Source organism: Caulobacter sp. GW821-FHT10A10 (genome assembly GCF_059415745.1).
On the sequence record NZ_JBWKNV010000005.1, the window covers coordinates 86,111 to 99,939 of the forward strand.

Sequence of the window (13,829 nt, forward strand, 5' to 3'; positions counted from 1 at the left end):
CGTGAGCATAGCCCATCGCAGCCTCCCCGATCCTTCAACCCCTGGGAGAACTGTACTCTTGCGTCGATAAACTTGAAGTCACAATTTTTGTGCGCTTTCGCACAGGTTTAGAAGCCTAGCGCCAGGCGTAGTTGAAGCTGACGCTGATCCTCTGTTCCTCGGCCTGGTTGGGCGTCACCTCGTGCCGCAGCCAGCTTTCCCACATCAGGATCGTGCCGGGCTCGGGCTGCACATAGACGAAGGGCTGCAAGGTCTCGGGCGCGTCGTCCTGGCGGGTCGGCGCGGCCATCATCATCGGCAGGCGCGGATCCTCGAACTTCAGCGCCGAGGCGCCCTCCGGAATGGTCACGTAGACCGTGCCGGAGATCACGCTGTGGGGATGGATGTGGCCGGTGTGCTGGCCGCCCGGATCCAGGATGTTGATCCAGAAGCTGTCCATCACCAGCTTGCCGCCGGCCAGGTCGAAGCGCAGCTCCTTGGCGAAGGCGGCCGCGTGCTTGTCGAGCTTCTTCTTGAGGTCGGCGAACAGGCTGTCGCGCTGGGCCAGGTCGTCGAGCGAGGCGTAGGAGGTATAGCCCAGATAGCCCTTGCGCTCGGCCCAGGCCTGGCCGGCCTCGTCATCCTCGGCCACGGCGATGCAGGCGTCGTGCAGCTCGTCGATGAAGGTCTCGAAGCCCTTCTCGCCGGCGAGGCTTGCTTCATAGAGCGGGGTGACGAAGAGGGAGCGCGTGGTCATGGGCGGCGTCATACAGGCGCCCTGCGTTGACGACAAACCGCGAATAGAACATCATGTGAACATGACCGTGAGCATCACTCTTCCCGCCGAGCTCGCCGCCCGCCTGAAGGCCGCCGCCGAAGCCGAGGGCAAGGATGTCGATACCTATGCGATCGACGCCCTTCACGTGATGTCCGATCAGGACTGGGGTTATACCGACGACGACGCCTACTGGCAGGAACTGCGCGCCCATTCAGACCAGACGTTGCGCGAAGGCGGCATCCCCTTCGAGGACGTCCAGCGCTGGGTCGCCTCCTGGGACACCGAAAACGAACTCCCCCCGCCTGACCCCAAGGTCAAAACACCGGGATGAAGTCGGTTGTTTTCGATCCTCGCGCCAAGCGAGACCTCATCAAGCTGCGTCGATGGCTTGTGAACCGAGCCCCTTTGGCGGCTGATCGCGCAATCGACATCATCATGAAAAGCGCGGGTTCTCTCACCGAGCATCCGAACCGTGGTCGCAGCAAAGGTCACGGCATGCGCGAGCTCTATGTCCCCTTCGGCGCGCACGCTTACGTTCTTCAGTATCGGGTTCAAGGCGACGTCATTCTCATCGCGCGCATCCGACACAGCCTCGAACGTCGCTGAACCCGCCGGACTCGCCTATATCTGCCTCGTGACCGACACCACCACCGACACCGACGCCTCCCCTCGCCTCGCCGGCGCCGCCCTGATCAAGGACGAGGTCACGCGCCTGCCCGACAGTCCGGGCGTCTACCGCATGATCGGCGACGGCGGCGAGGTGCTGTACGTCGGCAAGGCGAAAAGCCTGAAGAAGCGCGTGGTGCAGTACGCGCAAGGGCGCTTCCACACCAACCGCATCGCCCACATGGTCGACGCCACGCGGGCCATGGAGTTCGTCACCACCCGCACCGAAGCCGACGCCCTGCTGCTCGAGATCAACCTGATCAAGCAGTTGAAGCCGCGCTTCAACGTGCTGCTGCGCGACGACAAGAGCTTTCCCGAGATCCTCATCCGCCGCGACCACGACGCCGCCCAGCTGCGCAAGCACCGCGGCGCCCACACCATCAAGGGCGACTATTTCGGACCGTTCGCCAGCGCCTGGGCGGTGAACCGCACGCTCAACACCCTGCAGAAGGCGTTTCTCCTCCGCTCGTGCAGCGACAGCGTCTACGAGACACGCGACCGGCCCTGCATGCTGCACCAGATCAAGCGCTGCGCCGCCCCCTGCACGGGCCTGGTCAGCCTGGAGGACTACGGCGCCCTGGTCGACCAGGCAGAGGCTTTCCTGAGGGGGAAGTCGCGCGCCGTCATGGCGTCCATGGCCAAGCAGATGGAAGAAGCCGCCGAGGACCTGGAGTTCGAACGCGCCGCCAGGCTTCGCGACCGCATCCGCGCCCTGGCCGCCGTCGCCCAGGAAAGCCAGATCAACCCCGAGACCGTCGACGAGGCCGACGTCGTCGCCCTGCACGTCGAGGGCGGCCAGGCCTGCGTGCAGGTGTTCTTCTTCCGGGCCGGCCAGAACTGGGGCAACCACGCCTACTTCCCGCGGATCACCGGCGCGGCCGAGGACGAAGAGGAAGGCGCCACCGAGGAGCAGCGGATCATCACTGCGTTCCTGGGCCAGTTCTACGACGACAAGCCGATCCCGCGCCTGATCCTGGCCAATGTCCAGCCGGCCGAGGTCGAGCTGCTGAGCGAGGCCTTCGCCCTGAAGAGCGGCCGCAAGGTCGAGATCGCCGTGCCCAAGCGCGGCGAGAAGGCCGACCTGGTCGGCCACGCCCTGACCAACGCCAAGGAGGCCCTGGGCCGCCGCATGGCCGAGGGCAGCGCCCAGACCAAGCTGCTGGCCGGCGTCGCCGAGGCCTTCAAGCTGGACGCCCCGCCCGAGCGGATCGAGGTCTACGACAACAGCCACATCCAGGGCACCAACGCCGTGGGCGGCATGATCGTGGCCGGGCCGGAAGGCTTCATGAAGGGCCAGTACCGCAAGTTCAACATCAAGAGCACCGAGCTCACGCCCGGCGACGACTACGGCATGATGAAGGAGGTGCTGAAGCGTCGCTTCGCCCGCCTGGTCAAGGAAGAGGAAGAAGGCGACGACGCCAACCGTCCCGACCTCGTCCTGGTCGACGGCGGCCAGGGCCAGCTCGACGCGGCGCTCGAGATCATGGCCGATCTCGGGGTCGACGACATCCCCGTGGTCGGCGTCGCCAAGGGGCCGGACCGCGACGCGGGCCTGGAGCGGTTCTTCATCCCCGGCCAGACGCCGTTCATGCTCGAGCCCAAGTCGCCGGTGCTGTACTACCTCCAGCGCCTGCGCGACGAGGCCCACCGCTTCGCCATCGGGGCCCACCGCACCCGCCGCAGCATGGACCTGAAGAAGAACCCGCTCGACGAGATCGAGGGCGTTGGTCCCGGCCGCAAGAAGGCCCTGCTGCACGCCTTCGGCTCGGCCAAGGGCGTGGGCCGGGCCAGCGTCGAGGACCTGGTGAAGGTCGATGGCGTCAGCCAGGCCCTGGCCGAGCGCATCCACGCCTTCTTCCGCAAGAGCTGATCCCCCTCTCCCCGACGACGCCGCCCAAAACGACCCTGGGCGGCGATTGACAACACCGTTAGCCGAGAACAACCTCCGGCCGCTCTGGACATGTCTGCAACCTGACATGCGGCGCGCGCCGGGCGCGCCGCCCGGAGCCGCTTTGGGGGAAACATCGCCATGACCAGTCTGCCGTTCCTGCGGGGCCGCGGCTTCGCGCGCCCGCTCGCCGACGCCTGCGCCGACACCGCCGCGCCCGTGCCGGTTCCGCGCTCGAAGTCGGTGATCCACCTGCCCGCCGACCACTACCTGCACCGCGACGCGCCGACCGAATGGTGGTGGCACATCGGCACGCTGAAGGCCGGCGACCGGGTGTTCGGCTTCGAGATCAACGCCGCGTCATTCGCCGGCCGCGCGCCGTCCTTCGGCTTCTCGCAGATCATGCTGACCGACGTGCAGAACCAGAAGCACTACCAGGCCACCACGGTCTACAACACGCCCGCCGGCTATGATCCGGCGAACTGGGCCGAGCACGACGTCGCCCGCGACTGGCATGTGGGCCTGGGCAAGGCCGGCAGCCTGTTCACCGCCGTCAAGGTGACCAACCCCGGCTCCGGCTACGATCCGGCCCACACGGTGGTGACGGTGTCGGGCGGCGGCGGCTCGCAGGCCGTGGCCTATCCGGTCATCGTCGGCGGCATGATCGCCTCGATCCAGGTCGCCAACCTCGGCCGCGGCTACACCTCGCTTCCCGACATCACCATCACCGACCCCAGCGGCGCCGGTTCGGGCGCGACGGCCAAGGCCGTCCACACCTTCATCACCATGGACGCGGCCTGGGGCGATCCGACCCAGAACATGGCCGTGGTCACCAAGCTGACCGACGACGCCACCGGAACCGAGGTGGTCTTCGACCTGACCATGTCGCAGAAGGGCGACCCCTTCCTGGTCTGGGGCACGGGCGTCAGCCAGGTCCTGCCGCCGGCCTGGGGCTCGCACCTGCAGACCGGCAACTACTACTACTCGCTGACCAACGTCGCGGCCGCCGGCACGATCACCATCGACGGCGAGGTGTTCGAGGTCACGGGCAAGACCTGGATGGACCACGAATACGGCTTCTTCGGCTCGGCCGCCAACCCGGTGAAGTGGCACCTGCAGAACGCCCAGCTCGACAACGGCTGGTCGCTGTCTAACCACTACGTGCTCTACGGCCCCAACAAGCCGCCCAAGCCGGGCGAGCCCGTGCCCTGCGAGGTCACCCTGCAGGACCCGGAAGGCCAGATGTACCTGGTGTCGGGCGTCATGATCGCCGATCGGCCCTGGATCAGTCCGCACTCGAAGACCCAATACTATCTCGACTACCAGCTCGACATCGCCAGCTTCGACGCGGTGCTGAACTTCAAGGCCCTGGTTCCCGACCAGGAGTTCCCGCTGCTGCCCGCCGGTTCGATCTACGAAGGCATCGCCTCGGCCGAGGGCACCTTCCAGGGCAAGCCGACCTCCGGGACCGGCTGGATCGAACAGGCGCTCTGAACCTTCACCGGGGATGACGAACGCATGGTTGCAAGCTTAGCTTGCAGCCATGTCCCTGGCCGACGATTCCGCTTCCTCCTCGCCGCTCCGCTCCCGCTGGACGCACCAGGGCAATCACGACTGGACGGGCACCGGTCCCGGCGGCGAGACCTTGGGCTTTTGCGGCGCGCGTTCGGGCCTGTTCGACGGCCAGCGCAACAGCATGCGCCTGTCCAACACCCTGTCGGCCTATCGCCGGGGTCTGCGCCACAGCAGGCTGTTCGCCGAGACCGGCTTCGACCGCCTGGCCAAGCGGATCGGCTACGCCGCCGAACACCAGACCGGCGATCCCGACTTCGACGCCCGCGTCTATCTGGGAACCGACGACCCGGGCCTGGCCGACATCCTCCGCGCCCAGCCGGACTTGCGCGCCGCCGTCATCGCCCTGCTCGACGCCGGGGCCAAGACCATCGCCATAGACAAGAGCGGCGTCCAGGCGACCATGACCAGCGGCCTGCGCCCGGACGATCCCGAGGGCGAGCACGACCTGGTCGCCGCCGGCGACGCGATCAGCACCGTCGCCTCGCTGTGGCCCGAACGTACCGCTCTTGGGCCGACCGCAGGAGCGGTCGTCCAGGCCCTCGGCCTGGGCTGGGCCGCCCTGGTGCTGGCGGCCGTGCCGATCGCCGCTTGGAAGAACGAAGTCGCCGCCGCCCGCCAGATCGAGACCTACGCCCAGATCGACTGGCTGGGCATCGGCGTCTGGCTGGGCGTCGCGTTCGCCCCCTTCCTGCTGGCCGGCCTGCGCCGACCGGCCGCCCACCGCACGCTGCTGACCCTCGGGATCATCGCCCTGGTGCTGACCCCGTTCAGCAGCGACCTGCTGCAGCTGCGCGCCAACCGTTGGCTGACCCGGTCGGAAGCGGACGTTCCCGCCGTCCTGACCGAGCTGCGCTATGACCATGACGATCCCAATCCCATGGACTACGAAGCGACCGTCACCGTCGCCGACCGCCCAACCGACTGGGTCTTGACCAAACACGAAGGCGACCTGGCCCGCCAAGGCAGCCTGTGCGTGGCCGGCGTCGTCGCCACCGGCCTGCGCGACCTGCGCTACGTCAAGCGGGTGCGCACCTGGGAATGCCCCGGCCAGGGCGCGCTCGAGGAGCCGTACGTCCCCGAACCCTAAAGGGGATCGGCACCCGATACCGCGAGCTGATTTTTCACCGAGCATCCCCGCGAAGGCGGGGATCCAAACCGAGTTCGGGTATGATCCACGGCCTCGCCTCGTCCTGAAAGCCAGCTTGGATCCCCGCCTTCGCGGGGAAAGTCGGATCTGGGGACGGCAATCGGACGACTGTCGATCCGACCTAGAAGTCGTTCTTCCAGCGCTGCATCGAGGCCAGCGGCAGCCAGGCCTCGAACGACAGCCCCTCGGGACGGAAGTCGAAGCGCGAGCGCCCCTTCAGCTCGCGCTGGGTCAGGTTCTCGATCAGCCGCGCGCCGAAGCCGAAGGTGGCCGGCTCGCTGACCGTCGGCCCGCCGGTCTCGGCCCAGGTCAGGCGCAGCTGCCGCGCCGCCTCGTCCAGGCTCCAGCGCAGGGCCACGCGCCCCTCCGGCGCCGACAGCCCGCCGTACTTGGCGCTGTTGGTCGCCAGTTCGTGCAGCACCATCGACAGCGACACGGCCACGTGCGGGCTCAGCGTCACGCTGGGTCCCTCGGCGTCGATGCGGTCGCCATGGGCCCGCACGCAGATCGCCACCACGTCAGTCAGGTCGGCCTCGGTCCAGCCAGTGCGGGTCAAAAGGTCGTGGGCGGCCGAGAACGCCACCAGACGCTCGGTGAAGATCCGCACCTGCTCGGCGTCGAGCTTGGCGAAGGTCTGGCGGGCCAGCGACTGCACCGTGGCCAGGTTGTTCTTCACCCGGTGGTTCAGCTCGTTGATCATCACCGCCTGGCGGGCCTCGCGCGCCTCCAGCTCGTGAGAGGCCGCGACCAGGGCCTCGCGCACGGCGGCGATCTCGGCCAGGCCGTCGCTCCGTCCGGGACCAAGCGGCCGCCCCTCCCCGATCGTCGCGGCGTCCTCGACCAGGTCGGCGACCTCGCGGTTGATGCGGTTGGCGAAGAACAGCGCCAGGCCGATGCCCAGCAGCAGCAGCAGCGGAAACACCGCAGCCGTTCCCAGCGCCACCGACACGCCGGTGCGGGCCACCTCGTCGCGCGGTATGGCCACCACCAGGGTCCAGCCGGTCCGGGGCGAGCGGGTGTAGGCCACCAGGGTCTTCACCTTCTCCAGCGAGACGCTCTTGCTGACCCCCTCGCTGGCCCGGGCCAGGTTGCGGGCCATGTCGGGCGAGGCCGTCGCCCCCATCCAGCGCTCGTTGCGCACCGAGCGGGCGATCACCTTGCGCTGGTTGTCGAGGATCGTCGCCACCCAGCGATCGGGCGCGCGCTGCTGGCGGAACACCGAGGTGAAGCTGGCCGACTCGACCACATAGGCCACGACGAAGGGCTCGCCCTTGATGTCCACCGGCGCGCCGACGGTGATGACATAGCGCTTGGCCATGGCCCCCATGCGCACGTCCGAGACGACGGTGCGGCCCTCCTGGCGCGCGCGGACCATGTAGTCGGGCGGCGGGGTGCGCGGCAGGGGCGCGCCCCACGGAACCAGCGTGTTGACCAGTTGCTGGCCGTCGGGCCGGGTGACCACGATCCAGCCGGGTCGGTTGGCGGTCGTGCGCTTGGCGCGGGCGTGAAAGCTCTTCCAGTCGGCGTTCAGCAGGGCCTGGTCGGTGGCCAGGGTCTCGGCCACGGCCACGCCCTCGGCCACCTGGCGATCGACGGCGCCCGACAGCGCCCGGGCCGTCGCCATCAACTGCTCGTCCAGCTGGTCGCGGCTCTGGCTGTTGGCGCGCTCGAGCAGCAGGGCCGTGGCGATCAGCGCCGGGATCAGCAGGCTGACGGTCAGCAGCACAAGCAGCCCGCGGACCGAGCCGCGCAGCCCGCGCCGCTGGGACGCGGACGTATCGGAGGGAACGGAGGCCATGGGAGGGTTTACGCGACGACTGACCGAAGGTTGCCGGGCGCCTTATGGCTCAACCCGCCCGTCACCGCCATGGTCGTCTCCCGCCCCGTCCCGGATGACGCGACCTTACGCGATGCGTCGGCGCTGTCACCCAGTAAGAAACCGGCGTTATTCGGTGGGGCGCGGCTTCAGCAGCACGAGGGCGACGAAGCTGATCCCGGCGGCCACCGCCAGATAGATCCCGACCGGAACCAGACCGCCCTTGGCGGCCAGGGCCGTGGCGGCCATCGGCGTCAGGCCGCCGCCGATGATGCCGCCGACATTGAAGGCCATCGAGGCGCCGGTGTAGCGCACCCGGGCCGGGAACAGCTCGGGCAGCCATGAGCCCAGCGGGCCATAGACGAAGCCCATGGCGAACAGGGCCAGCGACAGGAAGGCGCAGATCAGGGCCAGCGAACCGGCCCCCATCATCACCGGCAGCAGCGCCCCGGCGGCCACGGTCATGGCGCAGCCGGCCATCAGCACCCGGCGCGACGACGAGGCGTCTGACCAGTAGCCCGAGACGACGATGCCGCCGGCCATGAACAGGATGGCGAACAGCTGCACGCCCAGGAACAGCTGGCGGTCGTAGCCCAGGGTCTTGGCGCCGTAGCCCAGCGCGAAGGCCGTGCTCAGGTAGAACAGGGCGAAGCAGCAGACGACGGCGAAGGTGCCGCCCAGGGTCTCTTTCCAGTGGCGCTTGAGCAGCTCGGCCAGCGGCACGGCCGGCGGCGGCTCGTGGGCCAGGGCGGCGGCGAAGGCCGGGGTCTCGGTCAGCTTCAGACGCACCCACAGGCCCAGGCCCACCAGCACGGCGCTGGCCAGGAACGGCAGGCGCCAGCCCCAGGCCTCGAACTGCTCGGGGCTCAGCGCCAGGCCCAGGATCAGGAACAGGCCGTTGGCGGCGATGAAGCCGACCGGGGCGCCCAGCTGCGGGAACATGCCGAAGCGGGCCTTCCAGCCGGGAGGCGCGTTCTCGACGGCCAGCAGCGCCGCTCCGCCCCACTCGCCGCCCAGGCCGAAGCCCTGGCCGAAGCGCAGCAGGCACAGCAGCGCCGGCGCCAGCCATCCGGCCATCTGATAGGTCGGCAGGAAGGCGATCAGCAGGGTCGAGCCGCCCATCAGCATCAGCGACGCCACCAGGGTCGACTTGCGGCCGATGCGGTCGCCGAAGTGGCCGAAGGCGATCGCCCCGACCGGCCGGGCGAAGAACGCCACCGCCAGGCTGGCGTAGGAGGCCAGCAGCTGCATCGACGGCGAATGCGACGGGAAGAACAACGGCCCGAACACCAGTGAGGCGGCCGTGGCGTAGATGTAGAAGTCGTAGAACTCCACCGCCGTGCCCACCAGGCTGGCCAGCAGCACGCGGCGGGAGGAATTGGCGGTCGGATCGGCGCTGGCGGTCATGGCGTCCTCGGGAACTTGACCACGGCTTGGCTTCCGAAGACCGCCACGTCAACCACGCAGCGGATAAAAATCACCCGCCGGCCTGGAGAATTACCCCGATATCGATGCGTTTTCTTCGCGCGATCGCCCGTTCAGGAAGAGACTTGCCCCGCCGCGCGAACGGCGGGGCCGATCCCGTCAGCGGGCCGAGAAGCCGCCGTCCACCAGGTGGTAGCTGCCGGTGATGAACGAAGCGCGGTCCGACAGCAGGAAGCAGGTCAGGGCCGACACCTCCTCGGGCCGTCCCAGACGTCCCGCCGGATGCAGGCCGATCAGCCCGGCGCGGGCCTCGTCGGTCATTTCAGAGTGGATCAGCGGGGTCTCGATGAAGCCCGGCCCGACCGCGTTGATCCGCACGCCCTGCGGCGCATACTCGATGGCCGCGGTCTTGGTCATGCCCACCACCGCGTGCTTGGACGACACATAGGCGGTCGATCCGGCCCAGCCGTGCGTGCCCAGGATCGAGGCCATGTTGACGATCGAGCCGCCGCCGGCCGCCAGCATCGCCGGGATCTGGTACTTCATCGAATAGAGCACGCTGTTCATGTCGACATCGACCACCCGCTTCCACTGATCGAGCGGATAGTCGGCCGTCGGCAGATTGGGTCCGCCGATGCCGGCGTTGTTCACCGCCAGATGCAGCGCGCCGTAGGTGTCGACCGCGAACCTGACCATGGCCTCGACCTGCTCTGGGTCGCCGACATCCACCTTGAAGGCGCTGGCCGATCCGACCTCGTCCGCCAGGGCCTGCGCGCCTTCCAGATTGAAGTCGGCGATCACCACCTTGGCGCCGCCGGCCGCCAGTTCACGCACCACCGCCTCGCCGATGCCCGAGGCGCCGCCGGTGACGATGGCTGCCTTGTTCGCGAATTCCGTGCTCATCAGGGACTACTCCACTTACTGTTACACTGTACGCCCCGCCTCCTATCTGGGGATGGCCGCCCGCGAGCGCCACCATGTCATGCATGCGGCATAGCCCTCCGCCGCGCTCATGCGTTAGAACGGCGCCATGAAAGCCCTGCCCAACATCCTGACCTCCGCCCGCCTGGTCATCGCGCTGTTCATGTTCGTCGCCCTGGCGGCCGCCGCCGGCGGCGTGCCGTGGCTCAGCGAGCAGCTCACCGCCGACCAGCAGTTCTCGCTGCAGCGCTGGGCGTTCTGGGCGTTCGTGGTGGCGGCGGTGACCGACTTCTTCGACGGCTGGCTGGCCCGCAAGCTGGACGCGGTCAGCATCTGGGGCGCGATCCTCGACCCGATCGGCGACAAGATTCTGGTCTGCGGCGCCCTGCTGGGCCTGATGGCTCTGGGCCCGAACCCGCTGGTCATCCTGCCGGCCGGCCTGATCCTGTTCCGCGAATTCGCCGTCAGCGCCCTGCGCGAGGTCGGCGCCGGCAAGGGGATCAAGCTGCCGGTCACCCTGCTGGCCAAGTGGAAGACCACCCTGCAGCTGGTGGCCATCGGCGCCGAGATGATCATCGTCTCGTGGGGCGCGTTCAACCTGCCGCAGGACCCGGCGATCTTCGAGCCCGCCTCGTGGATCACCCACGGCCTGCTGTGGCTGGCCGCCGTGGTCACCCTGATCACCGGCGCCCAGTACTGGGAAGCCGCCCGCAAGGCCCTGACCTGACCCCTAGACCGGCCGCAAATTCGACACACGCATAGAGCGAGCTTCAGCCTTCGACGTTCGATGGCGGGGGCTCGGCCATGCTCGGCTTGCTGTGGCGTGCGGTGTGTCTTGCGTTTCTGCTCGTCGCGCCCCTGGCCGCGCCAGTAGCCGCGCGGGCCGAGAGCCGGCTGGTCGATTTCGAGGTCGTCTCGAAACGCTTCGACGGGAACAGGGTCGGCGCCTCCCCGACCCGCAAGGCCGTGGCCTATCTTCCCGACGGCCACGAGACCGGAAGCCGGCGCTATCCGGTCGTCTACTTCGGCCGCGTCGAGGACAGGGCCCTGCCCTTCTTTGGGCGGGTGCTCGTTTTTGATCCCTCTCCCCTTGCGGGAGAGGGTGGCCCGGCGGAGCCGGGTCGGGTGAGGGGTCGATAGCCTTGTCCGCTCCAAGCGGATCGACCGGACGCGACGTCGAGGTTTGAGAGACCCCTCATCCGTCGCCTATCGGCGCCACCTTCTCCCGCAAGGGGAGAAGGACCAGCGTCACTCCCCCGCCAGGATCTCTTCTTCGTCGTCTTCTTCAGAGGGGCCGTGCAGCAGCCATTCGCTGTCCGGGCGTTCGTCGCCGCCGGCGCGTTCGGCCATCATCATCAGGGCCAGCCAGCGGGTTCCCGTCATCCGCAACACCATGATCGCCTCCAGGACTCAAGGTCGCTATTGAGAGTGACTCTCAATAGCGACCTGATCAAGGCGATTTCGACGCGTAAGGTTCCTGACCTGAAACGTCGCGCCCCTTTAGAAGCGCGCCGTAGCGGCGCGACGCGACATCAGCACCTTCTCGCGACGGCGCGAGGCTTCGCGCTCCAGATGGGGCGCAACCTCGGCCGCCTGGCGGCGTTCGTCAGGGGTGCCGCTGACATCCAGTCGGCGCACATTGCTGAGCAGTTGCGCCAGCTCAGAGTCCTTCAAGGTGGGAATGCGGTCGATCAACGTCATGGTCACGCTCCACTCAAATTCAGCGGTGTCGATAACCACAACGCGCAAAGAGCTTCGAAGGTGACGCTTGCGGGCGAAAAAATAAAATCCCCATATTTCGCTTGCCATCACCGGCCGCGCCTTTTACAGATCATCCATCGAATTCGCTGCCGCTCGATCTGCTACTCCATGCTTCTTTTCAAGGAAGCGCCGAGCCAGCCCTCCGACCCTCAACGAAATTGATCGTCGCCGGCACGCGCCTCGCGACGCCCTGAACTATGAACTAAAGGACTACCCAAATGGCTATCGGCACCGTGAAATGGTTCAACGGCACCAAGGGCTTCGGCTTCATCCAGCCGGACGACGGCGGCAACGACGTGTTCGTGCACATCTCGGCCGTTGAGCGCGCCGGTCTGGGCTCGCTGAACGAAGGTCAAAAGGTCAGCTACGAGCTGGAACAAGACCGTCGCAGCGGCAAGATGTCGGCCGGTCAACTGCAGTCGGCCTAAGCCGCTCTGACCTGACGAACTGAGACGGGCCGGCGCAAGCCGGCCCGTTTTGCGTTTACGGCTCCCGTTTTGCACCGCGGCGCCATCCGGTGGACGTGAGCGCCCTGCCCGCCTAGGTTCGCGCGGTGTCTTCCAGCCAGTCCGCCCACCCAGTCGCCATGCGTCCGCTCCGCCTCCTCGCCGCCGCCCTCGCCCTGCTGGCCCTGACCGCCTGCGGCTCGATCTCGCGCGACGCCTACAAGGCCAGCGACATGGTCGGCCCGCCGCCCACGGGCCTGTCGGACATCCGCTTCAACGCCAGCGACAGCGCCGCCGGCATCCGCTTCGCCGAAGCCGCCCGCAACCGCGCCAAGGGCCAGAAGACCTTCGACGTCCTGGCCCTGTCGGGCGGCGGTTCGAACGGCGCCTATGGGGCCGGCGTGGTCACCGGCTGGACCAAGACCGGCGAGCGGCCCGAGTTCGACATCGTCACCGGCGTCTCGACCGGCGCCCTCACCGCTCCCTTCGCGTTCCTGGGCCCCACCTGGGACGAGCGGCTGACCGAGGTCTATACCGGCCCCGCCGCCGACCGCATCCTGCAGCCGCGCGGCCTGGGCGTGCTGTTCCACCCCAGCTTCTACGACAGCGGCGCCCTGCGCGGCCTGGTCGAGAAGTACGCCGACGCCAACATGATGCAGGCCGTCGCCGCCGAGCACCGCCGCGGCCGCCGCCTGCTGATCGCCACCACCAATCTCGACACCGAGGAGACGGTGATCTGGGACATGGGCGCCATCGCCTCCAAGGGCGACGAGGCCTCGCGCAAGCTGTTCCAGGACGTGCTGGTCGCCTCGGCCAGCATTCCCGGCGTCTTCCCGCCCGCCCTGATCCAGGTCGAGGGCCAAGGCCGGCGGCTGTCGGAGATGCACGTCGACGGCGGCGTCTCGATCCCGTTCTTCGTCGCCCCCGAGTCCCTGCTGCTATGGACCGTCGACAAGGGCGAGGCCCGCCCGGGCCGGATCTTCGTCGTGGTCAACGGCCAGGTCGGGGGCGTCTTCGGATTCACCAAGGGCAGCGCGGCCTCGATCGTGGGCCGCTCTTGGCAGACCATGAGCAAGGCCCTGATCCGCACCCACCTGGCCGCCAGCGCCGGCTTCGCCCAGCGCAACGGCGGGCAGCTGTTCTACAGCGCCATTCCGGACGCCGCCGAGGCCGACACCTCGGGTCTCGACTTCGCCGCCGACAACCGCAAGGCCCTGTTCCACATGGGCTACGACCGCGCCGTCGCCGGCTGGGCCTGGAGCCTGGCCGCCCCGCCCGCCGAGGTTCCGGTGGTCAAGGCCCCGCCGGTCAAGCGCTAGCGATCGACATTCAGCTGTTCGCGACCTTCAAATCCGTCTCTCCCCGCGAAGGCGGGGATCCAAGCTGGATTTCAGGATGAGGCGCGGCCGTGGGTCGACCCCAACCTC

15 protein-coding genes are annotated in these 13,829 nt (G+C 68.2%); 9 read left to right on the plus strand and 6 right to left on the minus strand.

Annotated elements, in window-relative coordinates; all coding sequences use genetic code 11:
- Positions 1-115 precede the first annotated feature (115 nt).
- Entirely contained in the window at positions 116-736 is a 621-nt protein-coding gene (locus tag AC07NS_RS14705; protein ID WP_494604373.1) for a TIGR02466 family protein, read from the minus strand.
- 61 nt (positions 737-797) lie between these two features.
- Here AC07NS_RS14705 and AC07NS_RS14710 point away from each other — a divergent pair, with 61 nt between their 5' ends.
- The 5 genes from AC07NS_RS14710 (at position 798) to AC07NS_RS14730 (ending at position 5,973) form a co-directional block, all read left to right on the plus strand.
- Entirely contained in the window at positions 798-1,088 is a 291-nt protein-coding gene (locus tag AC07NS_RS14710; protein ID WP_494604940.1) for an antitoxin, read from the plus strand.
- Positions 1,085-1,363: a type II toxin-antitoxin system RelE/ParE family toxin gene (locus tag AC07NS_RS14715; RefSeq protein ID WP_494604375.1), complete on the plus strand. Its 279-nt coding sequence runs from the start codon at positions 1,085-1,087 to the stop codon at positions 1,361-1,363. Before AC07NS_RS14710 ends, AC07NS_RS14715 begins: the two co-directional genes overlap by 4 nt.
- Positions 1,364-1,382: 19 nt before the next feature.
- Positions 1,383-3,293 (plus strand): excinuclease ABC subunit UvrC, encoded by a 1,911-nt coding sequence (uvrC, locus tag AC07NS_RS14720; RefSeq protein WP_494604942.1) that lies wholly within the window; start codon positions 1,383-1,385, stop codon positions 3,291-3,293.
- Between the two features lie 159 nt (positions 3,294-3,452).
- Positions 3,453-4,805 carry a lipocalin-like domain-containing protein gene (locus AC07NS_RS14725; protein WP_494604377.1) on the plus strand — a complete coding sequence of 451 codons (1,353 nt, stop codon included), beginning with the start codon at positions 3,453-3,455 and terminating at the stop codon, positions 4,803-4,805.
- A 49-nt stretch (positions 4,806-4,854) separates the two neighbouring features.
- Positions 4,855-5,973 carry a hypothetical protein gene (locus tag AC07NS_RS14730; protein ID WP_494604379.1) on the plus strand — a complete coding sequence of 373 codons (1,119 nt, stop codon included), beginning with the start codon at positions 4,855-4,857 and terminating at the stop codon, positions 5,971-5,973.
- Between the two features lie 181 nt (positions 5,974-6,154).
- On the opposite strand, the gene AC07NS_RS14735 is transcribed toward AC07NS_RS14730, so the two are convergent.
- From AC07NS_RS14735 to AC07NS_RS14745, 3 genes are all read right to left on the minus strand, one after another.
- Complete coding sequence (locus AC07NS_RS14735) at positions 6,155-7,831, minus strand: sensor histidine kinase (RefSeq protein WP_494604381.1); 1,677 nt, start codon at positions 7,829-7,831, stop codon at positions 6,155-6,157.
- 147 nt (positions 7,832-7,978) lie between these two features.
- Positions 7,979-9,256, minus strand: coding sequence for an MFS transporter (locus AC07NS_RS14740; RefSeq protein ID WP_494604383.1), 1,278 nt, complete (start codon positions 9,254-9,256; stop codon positions 7,979-7,981).
- Between the two features lie 177 nt (positions 9,257-9,433).
- Positions 9,434-10,177 (minus strand): SDR family NAD(P)-dependent oxidoreductase, encoded by a 744-nt coding sequence (locus tag AC07NS_RS14745; RefSeq protein WP_494604385.1) that lies wholly within the window; start codon positions 10,175-10,177, stop codon positions 9,434-9,436.
- 127 nt (positions 10,178-10,304) lie between these two features.
- Between AC07NS_RS14745 and pgsA the strand changes: the two genes are divergently transcribed.
- On the plus strand, positions 10,305-10,922 hold the full coding sequence (gene pgsA, locus AC07NS_RS14750; RefSeq protein WP_487287631.1) for a CDP-diacylglycerol--glycerol-3-phosphate 3-phosphatidyltransferase: 618 nt from the start codon (positions 10,305-10,307) through the stop codon (positions 10,920-10,922).
- Between the two features lie 77 nt (positions 10,923-10,999).
- On the plus strand, positions 11,000-11,335 hold the full coding sequence (locus AC07NS_RS14755; RefSeq protein WP_494604387.1) for a hypothetical protein: 336 nt from the start codon (positions 11,000-11,002) through the stop codon (positions 11,333-11,335).
- A gap of 108 nt (positions 11,336-11,443) precedes the next feature.
- On the opposite strand, the gene AC07NS_RS14760 is transcribed toward AC07NS_RS14755, so the two are convergent.
- Both AC07NS_RS14760 and AC07NS_RS14765 read right to left on the minus strand, forming a co-directional pair.
- Entirely contained in the window at positions 11,444-11,590 is a 147-nt protein-coding gene (locus AC07NS_RS14760) for a hypothetical protein (RefSeq protein WP_199228314.1), read from the minus strand.
- A gap of 105 nt (positions 11,591-11,695) precedes the next feature.
- Entirely contained in the window at positions 11,696-11,896 is a 201-nt protein-coding gene (locus AC07NS_RS14765) for a hypothetical protein (RefSeq protein WP_110118154.1), read from the minus strand.
- A gap of 278 nt (positions 11,897-12,174) precedes the next feature.
- Between AC07NS_RS14765 and AC07NS_RS14770 the strand changes: the two genes are divergently transcribed.
- Complete coding sequence (locus AC07NS_RS14770; RefSeq protein WP_110118155.1) at positions 12,175-12,384, plus strand: cold-shock protein; 210 nt, start codon at positions 12,175-12,177, stop codon at positions 12,382-12,384.
- 158 nt (positions 12,385-12,542) lie between these two features.
- Complete coding sequence (locus AC07NS_RS14775) at positions 12,543-13,721, plus strand: patatin-like phospholipase family protein (protein WP_494604388.1); 1,179 nt, start codon at positions 12,543-12,545, stop codon at positions 13,719-13,721.
- Positions 13,722-13,829: the final 108 nt, after the last annotated feature.